The sequence below is a fragment of the Mycobacterium sp. GA-1285 genome, assembly GCF_001499905.1.
Taxonomy (GTDB): Bacteria; Actinomycetota; Actinomycetes; order Mycobacteriales; family Mycobacteriaceae; genus Mycobacterium.
Genome location: NZ_LQIS01000007.1, coordinates 103,683 through 122,605, shown reverse-complemented (window position 1 = coordinate 122,605; position 18,923 = coordinate 103,683). Strand labels below are relative to the sequence as shown.

At 68.6% G+C, this 18,923-nt stretch carries 16 protein-coding genes and 1 pseudogene; 11 read left to right on the top strand and 6 right to left on the bottom strand.

The features are described 5' to 3' along the window. Window positions 1-29: 29 nt before the first annotated feature. From AU193_RS06170 to AU193_RS06160, 3 genes are all read right to left on the bottom strand, one after another. A complete protein-coding gene (locus tag AU193_RS06170) occupies window positions 30-3,326 on the bottom strand; it encodes a LuxR C-terminal-related transcriptional regulator (protein ID WP_371259149.1) in 3,297 nt (1,098 codons plus the stop codon). A gap of 96 nt (window positions 3,327-3,422) precedes the next feature. Further along, window positions 3,423-3,881, bottom strand: coding sequence for a 2-oxo-4-hydroxy-4-carboxy-5-ureidoimidazoline decarboxylase (locus tag AU193_RS06165; RefSeq protein WP_172798225.1), 459 nt, complete (start codon window positions 3,879-3,881; stop codon window positions 3,423-3,425). Window positions 3,882-3,953: 72 nt separating this feature from the next. Beyond that, a complete protein-coding gene (locus tag AU193_RS06160) occupies window positions 3,954-4,448 on the bottom strand; it encodes an inorganic diphosphatase (RefSeq protein ID WP_064421466.1) in 495 nt (164 codons plus the stop codon). A gap of 116 nt (window positions 4,449-4,564) precedes the next feature. On the opposite strand from AU193_RS06160, the gene dacB reads away from it, so the two are divergent. Genes dacB through AU193_RS06135 form a run of 5 tightly spaced genes read left to right on the top strand, consistent with a single transcriptional unit; the run spans window position 4,565 to window position 10,783 of the window. Beyond that, window positions 4,565-5,944, top strand: a complete 1,380-nt coding sequence (gene dacB, locus AU193_RS06155) for a D-alanyl-D-alanine carboxypeptidase/D-alanyl-D-alanine-endopeptidase (protein ID WP_064421465.1) — start codon at window positions 4,565-4,567, stop codon at window positions 5,942-5,944. After that, on the top strand, window positions 5,926-7,002 hold the full coding sequence (locus tag AU193_RS06150; RefSeq protein ID WP_253867643.1) for a zinc-dependent metalloprotease: 1,077 nt from the start codon (window positions 5,926-5,928) through the stop codon (window positions 7,000-7,002). The genes dacB and AU193_RS06150 overlap by 19 nt, the downstream gene beginning before the upstream one ends. Further along, window positions 6,981-7,967 (top strand): tRNA lysidine(34) synthetase TilS, encoded by a 987-nt coding sequence (tilS, locus tag AU193_RS06145; RefSeq protein WP_064421464.1) that lies wholly within the window; start codon window positions 6,981-6,983, stop codon window positions 7,965-7,967. Before AU193_RS06150 ends, tilS begins: the two co-directional genes overlap by 22 nt. Continuing rightward, on the top strand, window positions 7,954-8,544 hold the full coding sequence (hpt, locus tag AU193_RS06140) for a hypoxanthine phosphoribosyltransferase (RefSeq protein ID WP_064421463.1): 591 nt from the start codon (window positions 7,954-7,956) through the stop codon (window positions 8,542-8,544). Before tilS ends, hpt begins: the two co-directional genes overlap by 14 nt. Before the next feature lie 19 nt (window positions 8,545-8,563). After that, window positions 8,564-10,783 carry a molybdopterin-dependent oxidoreductase gene (locus tag AU193_RS06135; RefSeq protein ID WP_064421462.1) on the top strand — a complete coding sequence of 740 codons (2,220 nt, stop codon included), beginning with the start codon at window positions 8,564-8,566 and terminating at the stop codon, window positions 10,781-10,783. 17 nt (window positions 10,784-10,800) lie between these two features. On the opposite strand, the gene AU193_RS06130 is transcribed toward AU193_RS06135, so the two are convergent. Genes AU193_RS06130 through AU193_RS06120 form a run of 3 tightly spaced genes read right to left on the bottom strand, consistent with a single transcriptional unit; the run spans window position 10,801 to window position 13,552 of the window. Beyond that, on the bottom strand, window positions 10,801-11,550 hold the full coding sequence (locus tag AU193_RS06130; protein WP_064421461.1) for an SIMPL domain-containing protein: 750 nt from the start codon (window positions 11,548-11,550) through the stop codon (window positions 10,801-10,803). Between the two features lie 16 nt (window positions 11,551-11,566). Then, complete coding sequence (locus AU193_RS06125; protein WP_064421460.1) at window positions 11,567-12,586, bottom strand: zinc-binding dehydrogenase; 1,020 nt, start codon at window positions 12,584-12,586, stop codon at window positions 11,567-11,569. Then, window positions 12,587-13,552 (bottom strand): alpha/beta fold hydrolase, encoded by a 966-nt coding sequence (locus AU193_RS06120; RefSeq protein ID WP_305728600.1) that lies wholly within the window; start codon window positions 13,550-13,552, stop codon window positions 12,587-12,589. 198 nt (window positions 13,553-13,750) lie between these two features. Between AU193_RS06120 and ftsH the strand changes: the two genes are divergently transcribed. The 6 genes and pseudogenes from ftsH to AU193_RS06090 all read left to right on the top strand — a co-directional run bounded on the left by ftsH (window position 13,751) and on the right by AU193_RS06090 (window position 18,874). Next, window positions 13,751-16,063, top strand: a complete 2,313-nt coding sequence (gene ftsH, locus AU193_RS06115) for an ATP-dependent zinc metalloprotease FtsH (protein ID WP_064421459.1) — start codon at window positions 13,751-13,753, stop codon at window positions 16,061-16,063. Window positions 16,064-16,092: 29 nt separating this feature from the next. Next, window positions 16,093-16,701, top strand: a complete 609-nt coding sequence (gene folE / locus AU193_RS06110) for a GTP cyclohydrolase I FolE (protein WP_064421458.1) — start codon at window positions 16,093-16,095, stop codon at window positions 16,699-16,701. 20 nt (window positions 16,702-16,721) lie between these two features. Continuing rightward, window positions 16,722-17,538 (top strand): annotated as a pseudogene (gene folP, locus AU193_RS06105) (dihydropteroate synthase); the annotation flags it as partial. After that, window positions 17,512-17,889 (top strand): dihydroneopterin aldolase, encoded by a 378-nt coding sequence (folB, locus tag AU193_RS06100; protein ID WP_064421457.1) that lies wholly within the window; start codon window positions 17,512-17,514, stop codon window positions 17,887-17,889. The pseudogene folP and the gene folB, both read left to right, overlap by 27 nt. Beyond that, window positions 17,886-18,398 (top strand): 2-amino-4-hydroxy-6-hydroxymethyldihydropteridine diphosphokinase, encoded by a 513-nt coding sequence (folK, locus tag AU193_RS06095; protein ID WP_064421456.1) that lies wholly within the window; start codon window positions 17,886-17,888, stop codon window positions 18,396-18,398. Before folB ends, folK begins: the two co-directional genes overlap by 4 nt. Then, window positions 18,398-18,874, top strand: coding sequence for a DUF3180 domain-containing protein (locus AU193_RS06090; protein WP_064421455.1), 477 nt, complete (start codon window positions 18,398-18,400; stop codon window positions 18,872-18,874). Before folK ends, AU193_RS06090 begins: the two co-directional genes overlap by 1 nt. Window positions 18,875-18,923 lie beyond the last annotated feature (49 nt).

The following is an 18,923-nucleotide window of genomic DNA, read 5'->3' as shown; positions in this document are numbered from 1 at the left end:
GCGGTCGCCGGCCGCGCCCGGCGAAGACCTCAGCTGTGTCCGGCCGCCTCCTGGGCAAGCTGCACGCGCGAGGTCAGGCCCAGTTTGGTGTAGATGTGGGTGAGATGGGCCTGCACCGTGCGCGGTGACACGAACAACCGTGCCGCGACGTCTTTGTTGCCGAGGCCTTCGCTGACGAGCCTGACGACCTCGAGTTCGGCGCGGGTGAGCGAGGCCCAGCCACTGTCGGGGCGCCTGCGTTCGCCGCGCCCGCGTTGCGCATAGGCGATCGCCTCCTCGGCCGAAAGGGCGGCGCCCTCCGTCCATGCGGTATTGAAGTCATTGTCGCCCAGGACCTCTCGCGTCGCTGCGATCCTCGCCGCATCGTCGGCTTCGAGAACCCCGAACCGGATCACCCCCATTCTGCGGCGGATGGTCTCGGCCGCGCCGAACAGTCGTGCGGCGAATTGGTGGTTACCGGCCTCGCCGGCAACCTGACCGAGGCAGTCGATAGCGAAGGGGACGACGAAGCCGGTCTGCAGCGCGACGGTCAACTCGAGTGCGTCGTGGGCGTCGCGTTCGGCGGCGTCGAGTTCACCCTGCGCGATCTCCACGCGCGAGCGCGAGGTCAACGCGATCGAGCGACCGCAGCCCTTGGTCGCCGCCACGACGTCGTCGGCCCAGCGACGGGCCGTGAGGAGATCACCGGATGCCAACGGCGCCAAGGGTGCCCACACGTAGGTCGGGGCGATCTGGAGATCCATGCCGCTGCATCGCAGCGCCTTCTCGTACGCTTTGCAGGCCGCGGCCGCGTCACCCGACGCGAGGTGGCTGATGCCGAACGCGGTGTGAACAGGACCTTCGTAGTACTCGAAGAGCGCGGAGGCGCTGTGCAGTGCGGCCTCCGCCATGGCCGCGGCGCCGGCCGGATCCCCGATGTATGCGAGCGCGTATGCCTGCAGCACCCGTGCGTACATCGCGTACATCGCGTCGTGGGCGACGGCACACGCCTCGGCCACTTCACCCAGGCGGTCGGCGCCCCCGGCCGGGTCCACGCCGAAGATCTGCGCCCACGCCAGCGCCAGCCGGCACTGACGCGAGACGAAGTCGTCACCGATGGTCTCGGCAATCCGAAGCCCTTCTTCGGCAGCGGCCTCCGCGGCCGGGATCGATCCGCCACCGAGCAGACACGAGATGGCCTCGTGCGCCCTGACCTGCGCCAGGGTTGCCGAGTCGCCGAGGTCTCGGGCGATGCCGGCCGCTTCGGTGTAGTACTCCTGCGCGGTCTCTGCGTTTATGGCCGCACCGATGATCCCGCACGCGCCCAGTGCCTGCACCACCAGCGAAGGATCACCGAAATCGCGCGCGGTCGCCAGGATCCTCTCGGCCTCGTCGAAGACGTCGGCTCTGCCCAGCTGGGCGAGCAACTGTGCCTTGCGGACCGACGCCGCGACGTACACCGACGAGATGTCCGCGGTCTCGGAGCCGTGATCGGCCAGCGCGGCGCCGAGCCAATTCAGTCCTTCCTGGATGCAACCTCGCGTCAGCCACAGCGGCTGCAGCGACGACGCCAACCTCAGGGCATCCTCGGTGCCGGAGGTCTCTCGGCTCCACGCGAAAGCCGCTCGCAGATTGTCCATTTCGCCTTCCGCCCACTCCAGCCGCCGTTCGTGTTCGGCGTCCGTCGGCTCGTCGAGGAGAGCGGCCATTTCGGTGTAGTGGTCGCGGTGACGGCCTCGCACGTCGTTGCCTTCGCGGGACTCGACGAGTTTCTCCTGTGCGTACTGACGCACGGTCTCGAGCAACCGGTAGCGCGTGCCCAGAGGGCCGTCTTCGGCCACCACCAGCGACTTGTCGACCAGCAGCGTGAGCTGATCGAGTACCTGGTAGCGTTCGCCGCCGGCTACGGCCTGCGCGGCCGCGAGATCGAACCCGCCGTAGAAGACCGCCAGGCGGCGGAACAGCATCTGCTCAGGCTCACTGAGCAATGCGTGCGACCAGTCCACCGAGGCGCGCAGCGTCTGCTGGCGGCGCACAGCGGTTCGCGCTCCGCCGGTCAGGAGGCGGAACGTGTCGTGCAGGCTGGTGAGGATCTCGGTCGGTGACAATGCGCGTACCCGCGCCGCGGCCAGCTCGATGGCCAGCGGGAGCCCGTCGAGCCGGCGGCAGATCTCGCTCACGGTGGAGGCGTTTTCGGCCGTGACGCGGAAGTCCGGCTTGGTCCGGCGGGCGCGGTCGCCGAACAGTTCGATCGCTTCGTCGTCCAGTGACAGCGAAGGTACCCGCCAGCTCACCTCGCCGGTCACGCCGATCGGCTCGCGGCTCGTCGTCAACAATGTCAGGGCCGGGCATGCGCTCAGCAAGTGGGCGATCAACTCGGCGCTGCTGTCGAGCAGGTGTTCGCAGTTGTCGATCAGGACCAGCATGTGACGGTCGCGGATGAACCGCCGCAGCACGTCCATCGTCGGCTGGCCGGGCTGGTCGGGTAGGCCGAACGCGCGGGCAACGGTCACGGGCACCATGTCGGGATCGGTGATCGGTGCCAGGTCGACGTACCAGACGCCGTCGGAGAAGTCGGTTGCGATGGTGGCTGCCACCTCTACCGCCAGTCGGGTCTTGCCTGCGCCCCCCGCACCCGTCAGCGTGACAAGTCGGTTGCCGGCGAGCGCCTCGCCGATTTCTGTGATCTCCGTTCGACGCCCGACGAAGCTGGTCAATTGCACCGGAAGGCGCTCGACGGCAATGGTATTGGCGGTGCGCAGCGGCGGGAATTCGTTGCGCAGGTCGGGGTGGCACAGCTGCACAACGCGTTCCGGGCGGGGCAGGTCGCGTAGGGGATGCATTCCGAGGTCTAGCAGCGTGACATCGGCCGGGAGCTGGTCTACGGCAAGCGCTTCCGTCGTCCCGGAGAGCACGGTTTGGCCGCCGTGCGCCAGGTCGCGCAACCGCGCGGCACGGTTGATCGTCGGGCCGATGTAATTGCCCTCGTCGCGCAGTTGGATGTCGCCGGTGTGTATTCCGATCCGCAGCTTGATCGGGGCCAGCGGGGCGCGCTGCAGTTGGAGCGCGCAGGCCACTGCGTCGGCGGTCCGGGCGAACGCAATCACGAAGCTGTCGCCTTCACCTTGTTCGACGGGCCGCACCCCGCCGTGCGCGGCGACGGCCTCGGTCAGGCTCTGGTCGAGCCGTTCGACGGCGACGGTCATCGCGTCGGGCTGCGTTTCCCACAGCCGCGTCGATCCCTCGACGTCCGCCAGCAGCAACGTCACCGTGCCGGTGGGAAGCTTGCTCATGTCCGGGCCGATTTCTGAGTTCGTGCAGCTGGTGTCGCTCATGCTAGCCAGCATGCGGCGCCGCCGATCGCCGAAACATCAGCGAAAACGCCTATTCCTTCCGCCCCCCTGCGTACGGACAAACCCTCCCTGCTGACGCACGACCCCGCGTCACCAGTTGTCGTAGCCGCCCTCGGGTCCCAGCATCCGCTGCAGGCGGGCGCGGTTGATGCGGGCCAGCTCGTTGCGCATGATCTTGCGTTCGGTCTCGGCGTCGTTGTGCATCCGGTCGCTCATCGTCGCCAGGACCTGATCGTCGTCGACGCCGTTGACGAACATCACGAACCCGAAGCCGAAATGCTCGCGGTAGCGCTGGGCGGTGCCCGCCAGCCCGGGCCGGCGCCCGATATCCGGGTACGCCTGCAGGATCGTGTCGATGGACTCTTCCCCGAGGCTGAACAGTAAAGCGTCAGCTTCGCGGAACAACGACTCGTGATCGGGATACGGCCGCCCGCGCGCCAACTCTGCGGCCAGCGGCACGCAACAACAGCATTCGTACACCGCGTGTACCGCCCTGCGCATCGGCATCGCGTTGAACGCTTCGAGGCCGATCCCCTGATGCATCAACACGCAAGCCATGATCGAACGCGGGCAGAACGATCCGGTTACGGCGTGTTACGGCCAGGAAAACTTGCTCGACTGTCAGTGATCCTTCTTGAACCGCTCGACCGACGCCTGAACCTCGGCCTCGGCCTCCGAGCGGCCGACCCAGTCTGCGGCCTTCACATACTTGCCCGGTTCCAGATCCTTGTAGTGCACGAAGAAGTGTTTGATCGCGTCGAGCTCGTAGGAGGGCACGTCGCCGAGGTCCCGAATGTGCTCCCAGCGCGGATCATCGGCCGGCACGCACAGGACCTTGTCGTCACCGCCGGCCTCATCGGTCATCCGAAACATCGCCACCGGGCGCACATCGACGATGCACCCGGGGAACACGGATTCGGGCAGCAGCACCAGGGCGTCCAGCGGGTCGCCGTCCTCACCGAGGGTGTTCTCGAAGAAACCGTAATCGGTCGGATATGCCATCGACGTGTACAGGTAGCGGTCCAGCTTCACCCGGCCGCTCTCGTGGTCCACCTCGTACTTGTTGCGCGAACCCTTGGGGATCTCGATGACTACCTCATATTGGCTGTCCTGCACGGCCGTGGCTCCTTGCCCTGTGCTCTTGTCTGGGGTCGTCCGGTGATAACGCGGGTCAACCTTAATGGAGCGATACGCTGCTTGTACGGGGGCGGTCCAGGTTGAGCAGGAGGGTTATGCGGCCCAGTCAATGGCGGCGATCCACGCATGTGGCGGTTTCGGTGGCGGTACTGCTGCTGGTTGCCGTGGTGGTGGCGGTGGCCGCGATGGTCACCACAGGTCGGTCTACCGACGCCGCGGCGGGCAAGCCGACGCCCCCGGCCGCGACGGCGAACCCCGGCGTCGTGCCGGTGGCGGACTCGGTGCCCAGGCCGCGGCCCGACCGGCTCGCCGCCAGGCTGGCGCCCGTGCTGGCCGACCCGAATCTCGGTGACCTCACCGGGCGCGTCACCGATGCGATGACCGACACCGCGCTGTGGGAGCAGCGCGCCGATGCGCCGATGCAGCCCGCGTCGACGAACAAGTCGCTCACCGCAGCCGCTGCGCTGCTGACGCTGGACCGCGAAGCGCGGCTGACCACGCGGGTGTTCAGCGGGCGCAGCCCCGGCGTGGTGGTGCTCAAGGGTGGCGGTGACCCGACGCTGTCGGCGGCCCGCGCGGGCGAGGACACCTGGTACCGGGACGCGGCGCGCATCGACGATCTCGCCGAACAGGTGACGGGCAGCGGTATCGAGGTGACGTCCGTTCAGGTCGACACCAGCGGCTACAGCGGGCCCACCATGGCGCCGGGGTGGGACCCCCTCGACATCGACGGCGGCGACATCGCGCCGATGGAGTCGGTCATGCTCGACGGCGGTCGCACCCAGCCGGTGAGCGTCGACTCGGCGCGGTCCCGCACACCCGCGCTGGACGCCGGCCGGGCGCTGGCAGCGGCGCTGAAGATCGACCCGGCGAAGGTCACCGTGCGGCCCGGCAGCGCCAGCGGCGGCAAGGAGCTCGCCGCGGTCCATTCGCCGCCCCTGATGTCGCGGCTGCGCGACATGATGAACGCCTCCGACAACGTGATGGCCGAGGCGATCGGACGCGAAACCGCCGCGGCGCTCAACCGTCCGCAGAGCTTCGACGGCGCCGTGCGGGCGGTTCTCAGCGCCCTCGGCGACGCCGGGATCGACATCACGGGTGCGAGGCTCTTCGACTCCAGTGGCCTGTCCGTCGACGACCGGCTCACCGCGGAGACGCTGGACGAGGTGGTCCAGGCGGCGGCCGGAGACGACCACCCCAAGCTGCGGCCGCTGGTCGACCTGCTACCGATCGCCGGGGGCAGCGGAACACTGTCGAACCGCTATCTCGACACCGACATCGTCAAGCCCGCCGCCGGTTTCCTGCGCGCCAAGACCGGTTCGCTCACGGGTACGAACTCCCTTTCCGGCATCGTCACCGACGCGAGTGGCAGGGTCCTCACCTTCGCGTTCATCTCGAACAACGCGGGCCCGACCGGACGCATCGCGCTCGACAACCTGGCCGCGACCCTGCGAGCGTGCGGGTGCGCCTCGTGACTCCGTCGGCCAAATCCTCGCTGTCCGTCGGTCGCGCCGTCGACTGGAACTTCGCCGCCACCGTCGGGGAGAAGCTGGCCCGGCCCGGTCCGGCATCGACGGACTACACGCGCAGGCAGGTGATCGAGCAGTTGACCGAGGCGTCGCGCTCCGCCGAGCTGCCGGTGCGCGAGGTCACCGGTATGGCCGAAGGGGGTGAGATCCCCGAGGCGCGAATCGTGGACCGGCGGCAGTGGATTCGCGCCGCCACCCGGTCGATGCGCGTGATGACGGGCGGATCGGACAAGCCGGCAGGTGCCGTCAGCGGGCGCATCACTGGGGCGCAGACCGGAGCGGTGCTCGCGTTCATCTCCTCGGGGATCCTCGGCCAGTACGATCCGTTCGGTCCCGGTGGCGGCGAACTGCTGCTGGTCTACCCGAACGTCATCGCCGTGGAACGCCAGCTGCGGGTGCAGCCCTACGACTTCCGGCTGTGGGTCTGCCTGCACGAGGTCACCCACCGGGTGCAGTTCCGTGCCAACCCGTGGCTTGCCGAGCACATGTCGCGTGCGCTCGCCGTGCTCACCGAAGAAAGCTCCGACGACATCGCCGAGATGGTCTCCCGGCTCGCCGCGTTCGTACGCAACCGCCGTGGCGAATCGAACGGCGTTGTGGCAGATGTCAATTCGAATGGCATGATCGGGCTGTTGCGCGCGGTGCAGTCCGAACCTCAACGTGAGGCCCTCGACCAACTGCTCGTGCTCGGCACGCTGCTGGAAGGCCACGCGGACCACGTGATGGACGCCGTCGGTCCCGCGGTGGTGCCGTCCGTCGCGACGATTCGCAAGCGGTTCGACGAGCGGCGTCAGCGCAAACAGTCGCCGTTGCAGCGGGTGGTGCGGATGCTTCTGGGCATCGACGCCAAGCTCAGTCAGTACACCCGCGGCAAGGCGTTCGTCGACCACGTGGTGTCCACGGTCGGCATGGACCGGTTCAACGCCGTGTGGACGAAACCCGAAACATTGCCTCTGCCAATCGAAATCGACGAGCCCCAACGATGGATCGACAGGGTGCTGTAGCCGCGCTCCGGGCGGCGATCGGGGCGTTCGACCGCGACTTCGACGCCGGTGACCGCTGGTGCGTCGCACTGTCGGGAGGTCCCGATTCGCTGGCATTGACCGCGGTCGCGGCGGGCCTCAAACCGACCACCGCGCTGATCGTCGACCATCGGTTGCAGCCCGACTCCGCCGCCGTGGCGGAGACCGCGCGCAAGCAGGCGTTGTCCGCGGGATGCGTTGCAGCACAGGTGATCACCGTCGACATCGGGACGGCGGGTGGTCCCGAAGCCGCCGCGCGCAGCGCTCGCTACCTTGCGCTGGACGCCGCGCGGGACGGAATGCCCGTGCTGCTGGGGCACACGCTGGACGACCAGGCCGAGACGGTGTTGCTGGGTTTGGGCCGCGGCTCCGGGCCGCGTTCGATCGCCGGCATGCGACCGTGGGATCCTCCGTGGTGCCGGCCCCTGCTCGGCGTTCGGCGGGCGATGACGCGGGCCGTGTGTGCCGAGCTCGATCTCACGCCGTGGCAGGACCCGCACAACTCCGACCGCAGGTTCACCAGGGTTCGCCTGCGTGAGGAGGTGCTGCCGCTGCTCGAAGACGTTCTCGGCGGTGGGGTCGCCGAGGCGTTGGCCCGCACCGCCGGCGCGTTGCGCGCCGACACCGACACCCTCGACGAACTGGCCGAGCGCGCACTGACCGGGCTGCGGCACGGCGACGCACTCGACGGAGCGGAGCTGGCCCTCCTTCCAGAGGGGCTGCGGCGCAGGGTGATTCGACGGTGGCTGCTCGACGGTGGTGCCACCGGGCTGACCGACAAGCAGATCCGCGCGGTCGACGCCCTCGTCACGGCGTGGCGAGGCCAAGGGGGTGTCGCGGTGGGATCGCCGCTTCGCGAGCGACGGCTGATCGCGGGGCGGCGCGGCGGCATGCTGACCCTGCACACGGAGCCGGTGCGAACCATGAAAAACTGTGCCCGTGCCTGAAGGATACGCCGATTTGTATACCGGTGACATCAAGTCGGTGCTGCTGTCGTCCGACGAGATCCAGGCGAAGATCGCCGAGCTCGGCGCCCTGATCGGTGAGGAGTACCGCGAGACCGTCGCCGCCAACGGCCAAGATCTGCTGCTGGTGACCGTGCTCAAGGGCGCGGTCTTCTTCGTCACGGACCTGGCGCGCGCGATCCCGCTGCCGACCCAGCTGGAGTTCATGGCGGTCAGCTCCTACGGTTCGTCGACTTCGTCATCCGGTGTGGTGCGCATCCTCAAAGACCTCGACCGCGACATCAACGGCCGCGACGTGCTCATCGTCGAGGACATCGTCGACTCCGGGCTGACCCTGTCGTGGTTGCTGCGCAACCTCGCAACCCGCCATCCCCGCTCGCTTCGGGTGTGCGCGCTGCTGCGAAAGCCCGACGCGGTGCGCGCCGACGTCGACATCGCGCACGTGGGCTTCGACATCCCCAACGAGTTCGTCGTCGGCTACGGCCTGGACTACGCCGAGCGCTACCGCGACCTCGACTACATCGGCACGCTGGACCCGAAGGTGTACGAGCAGCACTGAACGGCGCAAGATGAGGGGCATGCGCGAGACAGCCCTTCGCATCTGCCCGCTGTGCGAAGCCACCTGCGGTCTGGTCCTGACCATCGACGACGGTCGCGTGACCGGCGCCCGCGGCGACAAAGACGACGTGTTCAGCCACGGTTTCATCTGCCCGAAGGGCGCCAGCTTCGCCGAACTGGACAACGACCCCGACCGGTTGACCCGGCCGTTGATCCGGCGCGACGGCGCGCTGACGGAAGCGACCTGGGAGGAGGCGTTCGCGGCGGTCGCCGAGGGTCTCGGCGGCGTCATCGCCGAACACGGCGGCGCAGCCGTCGGCGTCTATCTGGGCAACCCGAACGCCCACACCATCGCCGGTGGTCTCTACACGCCGCTGGTCGTGAAGGCGCTGGGCACCCGGCAGGTCTACTCGGCGAGCACCCTCGATCAGATGCCGAAACACGTCGCGCTGGGGCTGATGTTCGGCAGCCCGGTCGCGTTCACCGTGCCCGATCTCGACCGCACCGATTATCTCGTGGTCATCGGTGCGAATCCCCTTGTGTCCAACGGCAGTCTGGCGACAGCGGCCGATTTCCCCGGCAAGCTGCGCGCCCTGCGCAGACGCGGCGGCCGCCTCGTGGTCATCGATCCCGCCCGCACCCGCACCGCCGAGCTCGCCGACCGTCACCTGGCACCGCGGCCCGGCACCGACGCGGCGTTGCTTCTGGGCGTCGTACAAGTTCTGTTCGACGAAAACCTCGCCGACCTGAAAGATCTCGAAGGGCACGTCGACGGTGTCGAGTTGGTGCGTGCGCTCGCCGCCGACTTCTCACCGGATGCGGTCGCGGCCTACTGCGGGGTGTCCGCAGACGATATCCGTACGCTCGCACGCGAACTCGCGGCGGCGCCGTCGGCCGCGGTGTACGGCCGGATCGGCACGTCCACCGTGGAATTCGGCACCTTGGGCAGCTGGCTCGTCGACGTGGTGAACGTCCTCACCGGCAACCTGGACCGTCCCGGCGGCGCGATGTTCCCGCAGTCGCCGATCGCGCCCGCGCCACGGCCGCCCAAGCCGGGCCGCGGCTTTCGAACCGGGCGCTGGCACAGCCGCGTGTCGGGTTATCCCGAAGTGCTGTCGGAGTTTCCGGCCGCGGCGCTGGCGGAAGAGATCGACACCCCCGGCGACGGGCAGATCAAGGCGATCATCACGATCGCGGGCAATCCGGTGCTCTCGGCGCCCGACGGTGAACGCCTCGACAGGGCGCTCGACGGTGTCGAGTTCATGCTGAGCGTCGACCCGTACCTGAACGAGACCACCCGGCACGCCGACGTCATCCTGCCGCCGCCTCCGCCGTCGCGCAGCGCACACTTCGACGTCGCGCTCAACAGCCTCGCCGTGCGCAACAACGCGCGGTATTCCCCGCCTGCCCTCCCGTCGACCGACCGACCCGACGAAGCCGAGATCCTCGCGCGCATCGCGCTGATCCTCTACGGTCTGGGTCCCGGCGCCGATCCGATGCTGGTCGACGATCAGGTGATCGCCGCGACGCTGGCCAAAGAGACCGCCGATCCGGAGTCGCCAGTGGCCGGGCGGTCCGTCGACGAACTGACCGCGATGCTGCCCGCGGCTCCCGGTTACGAACGGCGCCTCGACATGATGCTGCGGCTCGGCGCCTACGGCGATGGGTTCGGCGCCCACCCCGACGGTCTCACGCTGGCCAAGCTCAAGGCCGCACCGCATGGCATCGACCTGGGCCCGTTGCGACCGCGTCTGACCGAGGTGCTGCGGGCGCCGTCCGGCCGGATCGAGCTCGCACCACCCCAGCTGACCGCGGAGGTCGCGCGGCTGCGGGATGCGCTCGGCGTGCGCGCCGACGGTTTCGTGCTCATCGGGCGACGGCACCTGCGGTCGAACAACAGCTGGATGCACAACCTGCCCGCGCTGTCGGGTGGCTCCAACCAGTGCACGCTGCGCATCCACCCCGACGACGCGGCCGAGCTCGGCCTGACCGACACCGCTGTCGTCAAGGGCCCCGGGGGCGAGCTGCTGGCGCCGATCGAGATCACGCCGGACATGCGGCGCGGTGTGGTGTCCTTACCGCACGGCTGGGGTCACGACCGTGACGGCACGGGTCAACGAGTCGCGGCCGGTGCGCCCGGGGTGAATGTCAACCAGCTCAACGACGGCAGCCATCTGGATCCGCTGTCGGGCACCGCGGTGCTCAACGGCATCCCGGTGGACATCGCCCCCGCGGGCTGAGTGCCCACGGCGTCGGCTCAGGTCAGCTCGTAGACCACGGTCACGTTGAAGCCGACGGCCTGCTGACCCGGCTCGATGGGCACCGCCGCCATCTCGGCTGCCGGGCCGCGCTGAGTCGGATACGGCGCCGGCGGTGTCGACGACGGCACCTCGGAGATCGAGATGACCTTGCCGAGGTCCAACTCGGCCAGCAGCGCGTACTGTTCGGCGCGGCTCTTGGCGTCGTTGAAGGCCCGGGAACGGGCTTCGCGCACCAGCTGCGAGTCGTCCTCGATGGCGAGGGTGACGTCGTTGATCCTCGTCGCGTTGCCGCCCCTGTCGGCGATGATCTCGAACACCTCTGGCGCCGTGTCGAGGTCGCGGACCTTGATGTCGATCGTGTTCGTCGCCCGGTAGCCGTTGACGTTCGAGCCGTCGCCCCCGGCGTACTGCGGCTGCACGCTCACCTGAGAGGTGTTGATGTCCTTGCGGTCAATGCCCGAGTCGACCAGCGCATCGATGACGCCGCGCTGTAGTTGGCTGGTCTGGTTCAGTGCGCCGGCGGCGTCGGCGGCGACGACCTCCATGCCCGCGTCGATCGTCAGCGTGTCGGGTGTGCCGAGCACCTCGCCGGTGCCGACGACCGTCACCTGACGAGGTGCGCTGTCGTCGCTGTTGGTGAACGCGGGGGCGGCCTTCGCGTCGCAGCCCGAGAGCAGGGCGATGAACCCCACCGCCGCGGCTGCAAGGATTCGGGAGGGCGTCTTCGCACGGGCAGCGATTGGCATGGCTGGCACCCTACCGTCAGGGTGTCACCATGATCTTGCAGTGCGTGTCGGGATCGGCGAGTTCGTCGAATGCGGCACCGACCCCGTCGAGGCCCACCTCGCCGGTGATCAGCGGCGAGACATCGATGCGCCCGTCGGCGATGGCGCGCAACGTCTCCCCGAATTCGTGGTAGTCGTAGGAGTTCACGAACTGCACGTTGATCTCCTTCGCGATGCCGAACAGCGGCGTGACGGTGTCGGGCTGCATGCACACCCCGGCGACCACCAGACGGCTGCCCAACGGGGCCTGTCGCATCACGTCGTCGATGATGCCGGGGACGCCGACGGCCTCGAAGATCACCGCGGGTGTCGCGCTGTCGAACGGCGAGCCCTCCGCCGGGTCCAGCGTCACGTGAGCGCCCATCGTCGCGGCGAGTTCCCGTCGACGCACCGAAAAGTCAGCCGCTGCAATGTTTTCCACGCCCTTGAGTCGAAGCGCGGCCACGATCGCGATGCCGATCGGGCCGCAACCGATCACCAGCGCGGCCTCGTCGGGGGTGATCGCGGATTTGTTGACCGCGTGCAGTCCGACGGCCATCGGTTCGGTCAGTGCGGCGTGCCGGGGATCGACGCCCTCGGGCACGCGCAGCAGCAACGGCACCGACAACAGCATCCGCTCGGCGTACCCGCCGAGCACCGTATTACTGGACATGATTGGTTCGAAGCCCTTGGGAGACAACAACACCGGGAGCGACGTGACAAGAGTTCCCGGTGGGTGCGCGTCGGTATCGGGTCCGGCCTCGAGGACTTCGGCGCTGAATTCATGGCCCATGAACACGTCGCTGCCGAGGTCGACGGGCAGGCCACCCTGCACCGGCATTCCGGTGATCTCGCGGGTGAGCCGCACCATCTCGTCGCCGTGCTTGGCGAAGTGCAGATCGGAGCCGCAGATTCCGCAGGCGCTGACCGCGACCAGCACCTGACCCTGTCGCGGAACAGGTTCGGGCACGTCGTCGCGGACCACCATCTGTCCGTGTCGAAGTACGGCAGCGCGCATTCACCAGTCCAATCTGTTCAAGAACTCCAGCAGCGCGGCGTTGACCGCGGCGGGCCGCTCCTGTGGCAGCCAGTGACCGCCGTCGATCATCACCTCGCGGTAATCCCCGGAAACCACCTCGCGGGCGCGGTGCCGCGGCGTGTACGCCAGGGTCGGATCATCGGTGCCGCCCACGAACAACGCGGGGACGTCGATCGTGGCGGCGGGGGTGGTCGCAGTCAGCTCCCAGTTGCGGTCGAAGCAGCGGTACCAGTTGAGTGCGGGGGTGAAGCCGGTGCGGGTGAACTCGTCGACGTAGTAGTCGAACTCGGCCTGGCTGATCCATTCGGGCAGGCCGCCGGGGTCCGGGAGGCGGGCGAGGAAACCCTGCGGTCCCGGACGGGTCATCGCCTCGCCGACGAGCCCGTCCCTGGACGATGCGGTCGAGGCGAAGAGCTTTCGCATCGAGGTGGCGGGGTCGCGATTCAATTCCGCGTCGGCCGGGCCCGGCTCCTGGTAGTAGAGGATGTAGAAGAACTTCTCGCCGAAGATGCGTCGGAACGCCAGCGTGGTGGGCACCCGCGAGCGCGGTACCGGCGGTGTGCAGACACCGGCCACGCCGGCGAACCGGTCCGGATGCAGCAGCGGTGCCGCCCAGGCCACCACACCGCCGAAGTCGTGCCCGACGATGACGGCGCGGTCGGCGCCCGCGTCGTCGAGCAGGCCGACGATGTCGGCGCTGAGCTCGACGACGGTGTAGGCATCGACGGCCTCGGGTTTCGACGACCGCCCGTAGCCGCGCTGATCGGGGGCCAGCACGTGATAGCCGGCCGCGGCGAGCGCGGGCAGTTGATGACGCCAGGAGAAGGCCAGTTCGGGAAAACCATGGGCAAGCACCACCAGCGGGGCGTCCGGTTCGCCGGCCTCGAGCACTCGCAGGCGCACACCGTTCGTATCGACGAACCGCTCGGTGAAGGGCAGCACGATCACCACCCAAGCACAGTCCTCGGCGCGAGTGTGTGCGTGAAGCACGCCGCCACGGCCGACAGCGTGCGGGTAACCCACGTTCGGCGGGACGTCGGCGGACAACCGTCGGGAACCTTGGTTCGTTGGTCTAGCGGTAACCTGAACTATTCCAACTGCGACTTGTTGGAGAGGTTTCGAAGTTTCGACGACGGATAGTTGATGAATCGGAAAAATGTCATCCGCACGCTGACCGTGATAGCGGTCGTGCTGTTGCTGGGCTGGTCGTTCTACTACTTCAGCGATGACACGCGCGGTTACAAGCCCATCGACACGTCGGTGGCGGTCGCGCAGATCGACGGTGACAACGTCGAGACCGCCCAGATCGACGATCGCGAACAGCAACTGCGCCTCGACCTCAAGAGCGGCAACGGCGACACCGAGAACAGCGACAAGATCATCACCAAGTACCCGACCGGGTACGGGGTCACGCTGTTCGAGGCGCTTCAGGACAAGAACGTCAAGACCAACACGGTGGTCAACCAGGGCAGCATGCTCGGCTCGCTGCTGATCTACCTGCTGCCGCTGCTGCTGCTGGTCGGCCTGTTCATCATGTTCTCGCGCATGCAGACCGGCGGCCGGATGGGCTTCGGGTTCGGCAAGTCCAAGGCCAAGATGCTCAACAAGGACATGCCCAAGACGACGTTCGCCGACGTCGCCGGCGTCGACGAGGCCGTCGAAGAGCTCTACGAGATCAAGGACTTCCTGCAGAACCCGTCGCGGTATCAGGCGCTGGGCGCCAAGATTCCCAAGGGCGTGTTGCTGTTCGGCCCGCCCGGCACCGGTAAGACGCTGCTGGCGCGCGCCGTCGCCGGAGAGGCCGGGGTGCCGTTCTTCACCATCTCGGGCTCCGACTTCGTCGAGATGTTCGTCGGCGTCGGCGCCTCCCGCGTGCGCGACCTGTTCGAGCAGGCCAAGCAGAACAGTCCCTGCATCATCTTCGTCGACGAGATCGACGCCGTCGGCCGTCAGCGTGGCGCCGGACTGGGCGGCGGTCACGACGAACGCGAGCAGACGCTCAACCAGCTGCTCGTGGAGATGGACGGCTTCGGCGACCGTCAGGGCGTCATCCTGATAGCCGCGACCAACCGGCCCGACATCCTCGACCCGGCGCTGCTGCGGCCCGGCCGCTTCGACCGCCAGATCCCGGTGTCCAATCCCGACCTGGCCGGCCGCCGCGCCGTGCTCAAGGTGCACTCCGCGGGCAAGCCGATCGCTCCCGACGCCGACCTCGACGGGCTGGCCAAGCGCACCGTCGGCATGTCCGGCGCCGACCTGGCCAACGTCATCAACGAGGCCGCGCTGCTGACCGCCCGCGAGAACGGCACGGTGATCACCGGTCCGGCGCTCGAGGAGGCCGTCGACCGCGTCGTCGGCGGGCCCCGCCGCAAGAGCCGCATCATCAGCGAGCAGGAGAAGAAGATCACGGCCTACCACGAGGGTGGCCACACGCTGGCGGCGTGGGCGATGCCGGACATCGACCCGATCTACAAGGTGACGATCCTGGCCCGCGGCCGTACCGGCGGGCATGCGATGGCGGTCCCGGAGGACGACAAGGGTTTGATGACCCGCTCGGAGATGATCGCCCGGCTGGTGTTCGCGATGGGCGGACGTGCCGCCGAGGAACTGGTGTTCCGGGAGCCGACCACCGGCGCGGTCTCCGATATCGAGCAGGCCACCAAGATCGCCCGCGCGATGGTCACCGAATACGGCATGAGCTCGAAACTCGGCGCGGTGCGCTACGGCACCGAGCACGGCGATCCGTTCCTGGGCCGCACCATGGGCACCCAACCCGATTACAGCCACGAGGTCGCACAGATCATCGACGACGAGATCCGCAAGCTCATCGAGGCCGCCCATACCGAGGCGTGGGAGATCCTGACCGAGTACCGCGACGTGCTCGACACGCTGGCAGGTGAGCTGTTGGAGAAGGAGACACTGCACCGGCGTGAGCTCGAGGAGATCTTCGGCGACGTGAAGAAGCGCCCGCGGCTGACCATGTTCGACGACTTCGGCGGGCGGGTACCGTCCGACAAACCGCCGATCAAGACGCCCGGCGAGCTGGCGATCGAACGCGGCGAGGAATGGCCGAAACCCGTTCCCGAACCCGCCTTCAAGGCGGCGATCGCCGCGGCCACCAAGGCCGCCGAGGCCGCCCAGCCCACCAAGGTGGCCGAGGGCGGCGGCCCGAACGGCACCAACGGCAGCGGTAACGGTTCCTCCGGTCCGACGCAGCCGGACTACGGCGCCCCGGCGGGGTGGCACGCCCCGGGCTGGCCGCCGCCACCGCAGCAGCAACAGCCTCCGGTCCAACAGCCACACGGCTATTGGTATCCGCCACCGCACCAGGGCTGGCAGCAGCCTCAGCCTTACCCGCCGTATCAGCCGTATCCGCAGCAAGGGCCACCGCAGCAGGGTGCGCCACCTCAACCGAACGAGGACAAGGGTCAGGACAACAGCCGGCGAAACGGCTGACCGGCCGAACCGGCGCACAGGAGGCTCCATTGGCGCAGTCGCAGCACAACTCTGTCACCTTCAGCCCCGCCAACTTCGACCAGCAACGCGCTGAGGCGGCCGTCCGTGAACTGCTGCTCGCGGTGGGGGAGGACCCCGACCGGCACGGGCTGGAGTCCACGCCTGCGCGGGTGGCGCGCGCATACAAGGAGCTGTTCGCCGGCCTCTACATCGATCCGGATTCGGTGCTGGACACCACCTTCGACGAGCAGCACGACGAGATGGTGCTCGTCAAGCAGATCCCGATGTACTCGACCTGCGAGCATCACCTGGTGTCGTTCCACGGCGTCGCGCACGTGGGCTACATCCCGGGCCAGGACGGCCGTGTCACCGGGCTGTCCAAGATCGCCAGGCTCGTCGATCTCTACGCCAAGCGGCCGCAGGTGCAGGAACGGCTCACCGGTCAGATCGCTGACGCGATGATGCGCAAGCTCGATCCGCGGGGCGTGATCGTCGTGGTCGAGGCCGAGCATCTGTGCATGGCGATGCGCGGGGTCCGCAAGCCGGGTGCGGTGACCACCACATCGGCTGTGCGCGGGCAGTTCAAGGTCGACGCGGCATCGAGGGCCGAGGCGCTGGACCTGATCCTGCGCAAGTGAACTCGACACGGGTGCGGGTCATGGGGGTCGTGAACGTCACCGACGACTCCTTCTCCGACGGAGGGCTGTTCCTCGACCGCGACCGCGCCGTCGAGCACGGCCTCGAGCTGGTCGCCGAAGGCGCGGAAATCGTCGACGTGGGCGGTGAGTCCACCCGCCCCGGAGCCACCCGAATCGACCCCGAAGTCGAGAAATCGCGGGTGTGCCCGGTCATCAGGGAGCTCGCCGCCCAAGGTGTCACCGTCAGCATCGACACCATGCACGCCGACGTCGCGCGGGCGGCGTTGGAGAACGGTGCCCAGATCGTCAACGACGTCTCCGGGGGGCGCGCGGACCCCGACATGGCGCCGTTGCTCGCCGACGCGAAGGTGCCATGGGTGCTGATGCATTGGCGGTCGGTGGGCGCGGACCGGCCCCACGCGATACCCGCCTACCGGAACGTGGTCGACGAGGTTCGGACCGAACTGCTCGCCGGTGTGGACGCTGCGGTGGCCGCCGGGGTCGACGCAACCAACCTGGTCATCGACCCGGGTCTGGGCTTCGCCAAGACGGGCGAGCACAACTGGGCGCTGCTGCATGCGCTTCCGGAATTCGTCGCCACCGGCATCCCGGTGTTGGTCGGCGCATCCCGCAAACGCTTCCTCGGCACGCTGCTGGCGGACGCCGACGGGCAACCGCGACCGCCGGACGGGCGGGAGACCGCGACGGCGGTGATCTCGGCGCTGGCCGGCCTGCACGGCGCCTGGGGCGTGCGGGTGCACGATGTGCGCGCCTCGGTCGACGCGATCAAGGTGTTGGAGGCGTGGTCTCGTGGCTGACCGAATCGAGTTGCGCGGCTTGCGAATTCGCGGCCATCACGGCGTCTACGAGCATGAGCGCCGCGACGGCCAGGAATTCATCGTCGACATCACGGTCTGGATCGACCTGGCCGCCGCGGCGGCAAGCGACGACCTGGCCGATACCCTGGATTACGGCGCCCTGGCGCAGCGGGCTGCCGACATCGTCGCCGGGCAACCGCGGGATTTGATCGAGACGGTGGCCGCAGAGATCGCCGACGACGTCATGACCGACGAGCGCGTGCACGCCGTCGAGGTGGTGGTGCACAAACCGGCTGCGCCGATCCCGCTGACGTTCTCCGACGTCGCGGTGGTGGCGCGTCGCTCGCGGCGCGGTCGGGGTGGCCCTTGACCACCGCGGTCCTGTCGATCGGGTCGAATCTCGGTGACCGGCTGGCGATGCTGCGGTCGGTCGTCGACGGGCTCGGCGGTGCGCTGCGCGCGGCGTCGCCGGTGTACGAGACGGCGCCGTGGGGCGGTGTCGAACAGGGCCCGTTCCTCAACGCCGTCCTCGTCGCCGACGATCCCGGGCTCGACGGCCACGGTTGGCTGCGGCGCGCCCACGAGTTCGAACAGTCCGCCGAGCGGGTCCGCGCACGACGATGGGGTCCGCGCACGCTCGACGTCGACATCGTCACCTGCCGAAACGAGGGTCGGGAGGTGTTCCTGCAGGACGCCGATCTGACCCTGCCGCATCCGCGAGCCCATCAACGCGCGTTCGTGCTCGTGCCCTGGCTGGCGGTGGAACCGGACGCGGTGTTGACGGTTGCGGGAACTCCGCGGCGGGTGGACGACCTGCTCGCGGCGCTGGAACCGGGCGAACGCGGCGGCGTCCACCGCACCGAGTTGGTGTTGCGCTGATGGGACCGACCAGGAAGCGCGACCTGGCGGCCGCGGCGGTGCTGACCGCTGTCGCCGGTTATCTGCTCGTGCTCGCGACGTACCGGTGGTTCCCGCCGATAACGCTGTGGACGGGCGTCTCGCTGCTGGGGGTCGCGATCGCCGAAGCGGGCTGGGCGTTCTACGTCCGCGCCAAGATCAACGACGGCGCGATCGGTGTGGGATCCGGCCGGTTGAACCCCCTCGCCGTGGCAAGGTCCGTCGTGATCGCCAAGGCGTCGGCGTGGGTGGGTGCCCTGGTGTTCGGTTGGTGGGCGGCCGTACTGGTCTACCTGTTGCCACGGCGCTCCGTGCTGCGCGTGGCTGCCGAGGACACCGCGGGCGCCGCGGTGGCCGCGGGGTGCGCACTGGCTCTGGTGGTTGCCGCGCTGTGGTTGCAGCATTGCTGTAAGTCTCCTCCCGACCCGTCGGAGAAGCCTGATGGGGCAACGGAATAACGAAGACCGATCGACGCGCGAACGAATCGCCGACGAGGCGACACGCGGA

What these genes read in the sequence shown, in the direction of transcription:
- AU193_RS06170 (WP_371259149.1), bottom strand. Translation starts at nt 3,326, where the DNA reads ATGCTGGCTAGCATGAGCGACACCAGCTGCACGAACTCAGAAATCGGC.
- dacB (WP_064421465.1), top strand. Translation starts at nt 4,565, where the DNA reads ATGCGGCCCAGTCAATGGCGGCGATCCACGCATGTGGCGGTTTCGGTG.
- tilS (WP_064421464.1), top strand. Translation starts at nt 6,981, where the DNA reads ATGGATCGACAGGGTGCTGTAGCCGCGCTCCGGGCGGCGATCGGGGCG.
- AU193_RS06135 (WP_064421462.1), top strand. Translation starts at nt 8,564, where the DNA reads ATGCGCGAGACAGCCCTTCGCATCTGCCCGCTGTGCGAAGCCACCTGC.
- AU193_RS06130 (WP_064421461.1), bottom strand. Translation starts at nt 11,550, where the DNA reads ATGCCAATCGCTGCCCGTGCGAAGACGCCCTCCCGAATCCTTGCAGCC.
- AU193_RS06125 (WP_064421460.1), bottom strand. Translation starts at nt 12,586, where the DNA reads ATGCGCGCTGCCGTACTTCGACACGGACAGATGGTGGTCCGCGACGAC.
- ftsH (WP_064421459.1), top strand. Translation starts at nt 13,751, where the DNA reads ATGAATCGGAAAAATGTCATCCGCACGCTGACCGTGATAGCGGTCGTG.
- AU193_RS06090 (WP_064421455.1), top strand. Translation starts at nt 18,398, where the DNA reads ATGGGACCGACCAGGAAGCGCGACCTGGCGGCCGCGGCGGTGCTGACC.